Annotated in this window: 6 protein-coding genes, 1 tRNA gene and 2 pseudogenes; 5 read left to right on the top strand and 4 right to left on the bottom strand. The window is 38.5% G+C overall.

Translation table 11 applies throughout. The features are described 5' to 3' along the window. From ACLOR3_RS05365 to ACLOR3_RS05375, 3 genes and pseudogenes are all read right to left on the bottom strand, one after another. The coding region (locus ACLOR3_RS05365; RefSeq protein WP_412037054.1) for a DNA polymerase III subunit alpha at nucleotides 1-3012 on the bottom strand (3012 nt) is incomplete at its 3' end. A gap of 128 nt (nucleotides 3013-3140) precedes the next feature. Beyond that, nucleotides 3141-3228 (bottom strand) — tRNA-Ser (locus ACLOR3_RS05370). 73 nt (nucleotides 3229-3301) lie between these two features. Then, a pseudogene (locus tag ACLOR3_RS05375) lies at nucleotides 3302-4189 on the bottom strand (DUF3102 domain-containing protein). A gap of 60 nt (nucleotides 4190-4249) precedes the next feature. Between ACLOR3_RS05375 and ACLOR3_RS05380 the strand changes: the two are divergent. After that, on the top strand, nucleotides 4250-4912 hold the full coding sequence (locus ACLOR3_RS05380) for a DUF4145 domain-containing protein (RefSeq protein WP_270288766.1): 663 nt from the start codon (nucleotides 4250-4252) through the stop codon (nucleotides 4910-4912). Here ACLOR3_RS05380 and ACLOR3_RS05385 read toward each other — a convergent pair. Next, nucleotides 4875-5003: a hypothetical protein gene (locus tag ACLOR3_RS05385; RefSeq protein ID WP_270288767.1), complete on the bottom strand. Its 129-nt coding sequence runs from the start codon at nucleotides 5001-5003 to the stop codon at nucleotides 4875-4877. The genes ACLOR3_RS05380 and ACLOR3_RS05385 overlap by 38 nt on opposite strands. Nucleotides 5004-5520: 517 nt before the next feature. Here ACLOR3_RS05385 and ACLOR3_RS05390 point away from each other — a divergent pair. The 4 genes and pseudogenes from ACLOR3_RS05390 to ACLOR3_RS05405 form a co-directional block, all read left to right on the top strand. Then, nucleotides 5521-5868 (top strand): helix-turn-helix domain-containing protein, encoded by a 348-nt coding sequence (locus ACLOR3_RS05390; RefSeq protein ID WP_411400447.1) that lies wholly within the window; start codon nucleotides 5521-5523, stop codon nucleotides 5866-5868. 10 nt (nucleotides 5869-5878) lie between these two features. Continuing rightward, nucleotides 5879-6289, top strand: a pseudogene (locus ACLOR3_RS05395) (ImmA/IrrE family metallo-endopeptidase). Beyond that, on the top strand, nucleotides 6273-6728 hold the full coding sequence (locus tag ACLOR3_RS05400; protein WP_270288769.1) for a hypothetical protein: 456 nt from the start codon (nucleotides 6273-6275) through the stop codon (nucleotides 6726-6728). Before ACLOR3_RS05395 ends, ACLOR3_RS05400 begins: the two are co-directional and overlap by 17 nt. Before the next feature lie 82 nt (nucleotides 6729-6810). Further along, on the top strand, nucleotides 6811-7467 hold a 657-nt coding region (locus ACLOR3_RS05405; RefSeq protein WP_412037055.1), incomplete at its 3' end, for an SAP domain-containing protein.

The following is a 7467-nucleotide window of genomic DNA, read 5'->3' on the forward strand; positions in this document are numbered from 1 at the left end:
CTTTTTCTCCTCTTCATAGCGAATAACAACAGGATAGGGACCCGGATAGGCTTTTAAAATATCTAAAACTGCCCGGTCCTCTTGGTGATCAAACAATTGAATCCAAAAACGCTGATTGGTAGCTTCTTCTGCTTCCATCAAAATCATTTGGAGTCGACCATCTCTAGACTGGATTTTCCCCTTGAGATAGTAATAGCCCTTCTCTCTTATTTTTGAACTATACTGGCGATAAGTATCCGGAAAAAGAGTGACATCCATCTTCTTTTGGAGATCGGAAACTTGTAAAAAGGCCATATTTTCCCCATTTTTTGTTCGAATCGTCCGGATTGATTGGACTTCGACTAGGATGGTGGCCTGTTCTCCTTCGCTTAAAGAAGCGATCGGCCGTACTGGTTGGCTACTTGCGGATAGAATTTCCACCAGAGGATGAGGACTGAGACCGACCCCTATGACCCTTTGCTCCATTTCATACTTCTCAGCCTTGCTGTAGTCCTCGGCATCCATCCAGGAATAATTAGCTTCGCCAAATAAACTACCCAACTCATCAGCAAAAACAAATAGATTAGGAAGGTTCTGAAGGACTTTTCTTCGATTCTTTTCAAAGCAGTCAAACAAGCCCAATTCTACCAGTGGCGTCAAAAGAGGAAGTTTGTGGTACTGACTTGGCAAGCGCAAGATAAAATCTTCAATACTCTCAAACGGACGTTGGTCAATAATCCAAAAGGCTAGATCTTTTGGAAGACCTTTGATATTCTTCATTCCTAGATAAATCTTCTGATCTTGGAACTTATCTTTATAAGGAATGGTATTAATGGTCAAAGGAGCCACTTGGAAGTTGAATTGCAACGCATCGGTCAAGTAATCACTGCTAGAGTAGTTGAGCATAATGTCAAAGAAGACATCTGGATAATGGACTTTAAAGTAGGCCAATTGGAAGGCCAGGGCTGAGTAAGCATAGGCATGGGAACGATTGAAGCCATAGCCGGCAAATTTTTCCATAATGGCAAAGACTTGCTTGGCTTTTTCTGCACTATGCCCAAGGGCGACTGCCCCTTTGATAAAGTCATCTTCCATCCGATGCATTTCTGCAACGTTCTTTTTCCCCATGGCCCGTCTGAGGATATCGGCTTTTCCTAGACTAAAGCCAGCAAAGGTCTGGGCCACCTGCATGACTTGTTCCTGATAGAGCATGATGCCATAAGTTGGTGCTAGAATCCCTTCCAAACTAGGATCAATCATATCGACCTTTTCCTTGCCGTGCTTGCGTTTAACGAAATTATCAATATAGTCACTAGCTCCTGGCCGGTTCAAGGAAGTCGTCGCAACAATTTCTTCAAAACAGCTAGGTTGAACTCGTCTCAGCAAACGAATAGCTCCCGCTTGCTCAAACTGGAAGATACCCTTGGTATTGCCAGCAGCAAATAAAGCAATCGTTTCTGGATCTTCTAGAGGAATATCCTCGATTTTAATATCCTTTTGATATTTTTCCTTCACTGCTTCCTGCATCCGTTGAGCAAAGGTTAAATTTCGTAGTCCTAAGAAGTCCATCTTGAGCAAGCCATTTGCCTCAACACCATGGGCATCATATTGGGTCAGATTCATCTCCTCACCCATCTTGATCGGAATTTGATTGGTGAGGTCTTCTCCACTCATGACGACACCTGCCGCATGAATCGACGTCTGACGCGGTTGCCCTTCAATCCTCTTCGCAATTTCAAAACCCTTACGGTATTCCGGACGACTTTGGATGGCTTGACGGAAGGCTAAATTCTTTTCATAAGCAGAGGCTAAGGTGTCCCGTAAGCCAATCCGCTTGGTAAGGTTGGTTAACTCATACTCTGGGGTTCCAAATCTCTTAAACACATCTCGAATGGCTTGTTTCGCTCCAAAAGTTGAGAAGGTCACAATTTGAGCCACATGAGGACTGCGGTAGCGATTTTTAACATACTGGATAAATTTGGGACGATAGACATCTGGAATATCAATATCAATATCTGGCATGGTATAGCGCTCTAAGTTCAAAAAACGCTCAAAGAGGAGATTGTTCTTGACTGGATCAATCCCTGTAATATCCAAGGCATAGGCTACTAGACTACCAACTGCTGATCCACGTCCCATCCCCATATAGTAACCCTGACTTCGACCAAAGCGTAATAAATCCCAGACAATCAAGAAGTAGTCATCAAAGCCCATCTGATGGATGACAGCCAATTCATGATGCAAACGCTCTTGGTAAACCGTCTGGTCCAGCCCCTTGCTTCTCAAGCCCTCCTCAGCCAACTCACGCAATTCCTCGACTGCAGGTTTCTCTGGATTAAAACGGGGAAGCTTTAATTGCGTATCAATCTCATAATGAACGGCAGCAAGAGTCTTTTCTAGATAAGAAATACTATCTGGATAATTATGAGCAAAGGCCCGCTCCAACTTTTCTGGTGGCAGTAACATCATAGAAGCGTCAACAGCTCCTACTTCCTTCAGACTGCAATTATTACGAATGGCATGGAGCATCTGAAGACTTTCCAAATCACTCGTAGAAAAATAGCGGACTGTATGGAGGGGGAAAACAGGACGAGAAAACTGTTTCGCTGGAGTATCTGGAAAGACACCAATCGCAAAGTCTTGGCCCAAGTCTAAATACTCAATCCCTTCAAAATAGGGAACGATGATGGCTAGATCATCCAACAAGTGTTGAAAGGCCGACCAGTCAGTTGTCCCCATCATTTTCATGCTGGAAATCTTGATTAAATGTTTATAACCTACGGTACCTAACGCAAGCAAACGGATAGACAAAGGACCCGTTGGTAAATCAACTTCCAAATCAAGACCTAGGACAGCTCCTATACCAGCTTTTTGGCACTCTTCTAAAAACTCGTAAGCCCCATACAAATTATCAATATCCATGAGACCAATTTGTTGGTAACCCATTTCTTTGGCACGCTGAATATAGTCTCGAATAGAGACTAAACTGTCCATAAAGGTATAAACCGATTTTGTGTCCAGTTGTGTAATCACCTTGCACTCCTTTTCGTCCGTTCTTACCTTCTATTATACAGGAAATCCGACAAAGAAGACACTCTTACCCATTGCCAATCCTGCCTAACAAAAAAAACAGATCAACTGATCTGCTTTCCTTTCTCTTACGGAAGACATGGGATTCGAACCCACGCACGCTGTTACACGCCTACCGCGTTTCCAACACGGCCTCTTAAGCCTCTTGAGTAATCTTCCAAACTAGTATCCATTATACGGAAAAGCGCTCCTCCTGTCAACAAAAAATATAGGAATCGCTCACAAGATATCATTACTTGATAGATTTTAAAGAAATAAAAAACGACAAGGATTTGTCGTTTGCATATATAAAATGGATATCGTTCAGGTCGTTGAAAAAACGAATCCCACGACTGCTAAAACTATCAAATTCATTTCGGATGATTCCATCAGCTTTGAGGACTTTCTCCTCATCTGCATAGATTAGAACGCCCATGCTTGCTAAGAAATCATTTCCTTTTTGAAGTAGGCTGGTGATGTTCTTGTAAGCGGAGATTTGCTTCTGTACACTATTTAGTTGCCCTTGCGATTCTTCAATCGCTCGAGTCAATTCATCGTACTGAGCAGATTTCTTATCAACCTCTTCACGCTCTTCCATTGCTTTCACGGATTTGGAGAGTTTCTTATTCTTTTCTAGCAATTGCTTGTTTAGGTCCTGTGTGGCTCTGTAATCGTCTGGGATGACTTCCTTGATAGTTTCCTTGACTTCGACCTTGGCAGATTTGATTCTTTCGTTTTCAGCCTGTAGACGCTTGTTTGCAAGCTTTCTGAGGTTGAGTTTCTTCTTGACTTCCTTCAGCTCTCGCACCGTTGGATTGTCACCATCTTCGATGCGTTGGATCTGCTCCTCTCGCTCTTCTTCTGGAAGAGTTGCGATGAGGTAAAGTGCGGTTCTACCTAAATTACTCAACGTTGAGTAATTTGGAAGTTCTTTTGCAACCTTCATCATTCTGTTCACCTCTGACCAATTAAGATTGATCTTATTCAATCATTCCATAAATTTACCATGGGCCAGATCATTCTCTTTCACATGGTTCAATCGTCTGCCGATTTCCCAAATCGACTGGCCAGCTATTTGCTTGTGATGGCTGATTTCAAGTTCTATCTGAGATAGATTATTTGATAAAGTAATTTCGTTCACACGCTTTTTCCTTTCTGAATTTGATATAATAAAGATAATAAATCAATCGGAGAAACCATTATGTTAATGAAAGCAAAATATGATAATTCTGCGTATGCTGATGTAGACGTAACTGTGACAGATGTTTGTCCTAATTGCGGTAGAGGGATAGAGCCTATCTTAAAAGATTCATCGTTTTACAAAGATGAATACGACCACATCTTATTCCTAACTTTATTTTGTAACTCTTGTAAATATGGATGGGTAGATTCTTACAATTATCTAAACGAATATGGAAGTACCTATCCACGAAACTTACATCACTATAAAGAGCAGCCATCTGAATTCCCTAAAGAAATTTCTAATCTTTCTCCTCAAGGTGTCAAAACATATACTCAGTCTTTGCAAGCTGAAGCAGACGGTTACGACACTTTAGTTGGTATCGGCCTTAGAAAATCGCTTGAGTTTATCATTAAGGATTTCTTAATCCAAAAATTCCCTGAAAAGGCAGATGAGATTAAGAAAAAATTTTTAGGACAAGTCATTATAGAATATATTGATGATCAAATTTTACAAAAGCTTGCTCAGGCCACTTCGTGGATTGGTAACGATGAAACTCACTACGTCCGAAGACACACAGATAAAGATTTACAAGATTTAAAAAAATTTTTAAATGCTACCATTCGCTATATCGAATATCAGCTAACTATTCTGGATGCTCAGAATCTTGTAGACCCTCTTTAGTCAATTTAAATTCCAACTCATCCAGTTTTTCTGCAATATACGTCACAGTCCTCAGTATTTCATTGAGGGCTGTTCTTTCTAGTTCGTTCATTCTTTTCTCCTACTCCTCAAATTTTTCCCATGACTAATTAATTCGCAATTTTTTGTTAATACGAAGTTTCAAGTCATCGCTTCCTTTTCCATCTTTTAGCAGCTATGTGATAGCTGATGGACTAACACCTACAACAATGGACAAGTCCGTCTGTGACCATCCACGTTTTTCAATTCGCTCTTTTACAAGCTCAATCCATTCACGATGTTGTTGGCTCATGTTTATCCTACTTTTTTTAATAGAGTTAAAGAGTTAGTAAATTATTTTATAAAGCTCTTGAAAATTTTAAATAAATAATTTAAAATGAAAGCGTAATAAAAAGAATGATAAAATACTATATCTATCAGTTTTCTTGCTCGCCAAAGCTATTTTATATTTAGATAAGTTTTAACTTCGTTTTTTACTAACTCATTAACTTTACAAAAACTATTTTAAATCATTCATTTATTTTCGCCAAAAATTTTAAATAAATAATTTAAATATTTTTTGTCGATCTCTCAGAAAGGTTGATAAATCAATGTTTCCAACATTTGAAAAAGTTAGAGAATTGGCTCGAAAAAAGGGTTTATCTCTAAATCAAGTTGAAGAAAAATTGGGATATAGCAAAAATACACTTTATTCCTTAAAACGACAAAAAGTAAGTTCTGAGCGATTACAACAAATAGCCGACTATTTCAACGTGTCCACCGACTACTTATTAGGACGCACAGACAATCCACATATTGCGAAAGATGGTGATGCTTCTGCACCATTAGACCTCAGAGACATTGCTGCACAATCAATGTTATTCGATGGTAAACCACTTACTGAAGAAGATATTGACTTTATAACAGCGGTCCTGGAGGCACACTTAAAAAATAAATAGAGGTGCATTTATGACTGTAAGAGAGCTTTGCGCCCTTGAGGGTGTAAGTCTATGCTATTTTGACGGGAGCGGATGGCACAGTCCAGGCTTCTTCAATCCAGCATTAAAGGTTCTCGCTCTGGATATTAATTTATCAGAAAAAGACCAAAAGCAAGCGGCCTTGCATGAGTTAGGCCACAAGGACCACACAAAGACTCAATACGAACTAAATAGAGAATTGTGTGAATTACAAGCCGACCGCAGCATGATCCATCATCTACTGGAAGAAGAATTGAAAACCATGGATGACGTGTCAGAATTTAATTAAATCCATTTTATGGAACGATATAATTTAAAAACCATTGCTAATGAGTCGATGGTAATAGAAGAATATAAGGTGTTTGTGGAGGAAAAGGGTTATTTTTATGAAAATAGGAGTTAGAAAACCAAACCTTTCGAAAAGTCTCAAGGCAAGAACTACCTCAAATTTGAAAAGAAAAGTGAAGAAAGCTATTATTCCGACTTATGGGCAGAAAGGCACTGGAATTATTAAAGATCCAAAACGTGCTATTTACAACAAAGTATACAACCAAACTACTGTTGATGCTTTGGGAAGCATAAAAAAGGGACGATCACAGAAACAAAATCAAGCGATTAATACACCAGTTGATAAAAAAATCCACCCTGCCTCTTCATGGTATTTTCCGGTGGGGTTGCTTGCATTATGCACCCTTTTGTATTTCATAATAAATCCTACAATTGGATTTATTCTTTTGTGTTTGACTATTGTTTTATATATTGTAAACATCAAAAATAATCCTTTCAAAACAAAAAAAGATATCCAAGAAGCCTTTGACAAAATTCAGAAATATGAAGAATAAACTTCGAAATAGAGAAGTTATGAACAATGTTAGTTGAATCCTTTAGCATAAATAAGCGATATTTTTAACGAAAGGATAATAGATGAGTTTCATACAGAAGATTTTTAATCATTTCAAGCAAACTGCTACTACTTCTGAAACTAATTTGAGGAAATGTGAAGATGATACATTACAAATTGGTGATATCATTCTTTTGCATTGGATTGATACTAACAATGGAGATTTTTTCCCATCATATTTTGAACATGAATATCAAATCAACCCTCAACTTCATAGAAATAAATTAATCCGACTGGGATTGCTGACATTTCAAAAATCAGAAAAAAGTTTATCGAAGCTTAAAGTCGCAGAGTTAAAAGAAATTTTAAAAGTGAAGTCTTTGCCAGTTGGTGGAAAAAAATATGACCTTGTACAAAGAATTATGAATAATTTTGATCTGCTAGAAGATAGTATCCCTTCGTCGATTTGTACCACGAATGTAGGACAGCAGATTTTATTTGAGTATGAAGGTCTTATTAAAGCACACAAGGATCCATATATATCGGCATTTGAATACATGGAATACTCTGGAAATGACCCTTACCTTTCATATGACATCGCTAAAATTAAAATTTTGAATGACCGGATTAATAGCAATATCAACGCTAAATTATTCGGCCTTGTCAGAAACGACTGCCATGCTTTTGGTTGCTTCTTTCTAGATAAGAAAGATTATAAGTTGGCATTGAAATATTTTATC

Source organism: Streptococcus intestinihominis, assembly GCF_046824975.1.
Lineage (GTDB): Bacteria > Bacillota > Bacilli > Lactobacillales > Streptococcaceae > Streptococcus.

What these genes read in the sequence shown, in the direction of transcription:
- ACLOR3_RS05400 (WP_270288769.1), top strand. Translation starts at nt 6,273, where the DNA reads ATGAAAATAGGAGTTAGAAAACCAAACCTTTCGAAAAGTCTCAAGGCA.
- ACLOR3_RS05380 (WP_270288766.1), top strand. Translation starts at nt 4,250, where the DNA reads ATGTTAATGAAAGCAAAATATGATAATTCTGCGTATGCTGATGTAGAC.
- ACLOR3_RS05390 (WP_411400447.1), top strand. Translation starts at nt 5,521, where the DNA reads ATGTTTCCAACATTTGAAAAAGTTAGAGAATTGGCTCGAAAAAAGGGT.
- ACLOR3_RS05385 (WP_270288767.1), bottom strand. Translation starts at nt 5,003, where the DNA reads ATGAACGAACTAGAAAGAACAGCCCTCAATGAAATACTGAGGACTGTG.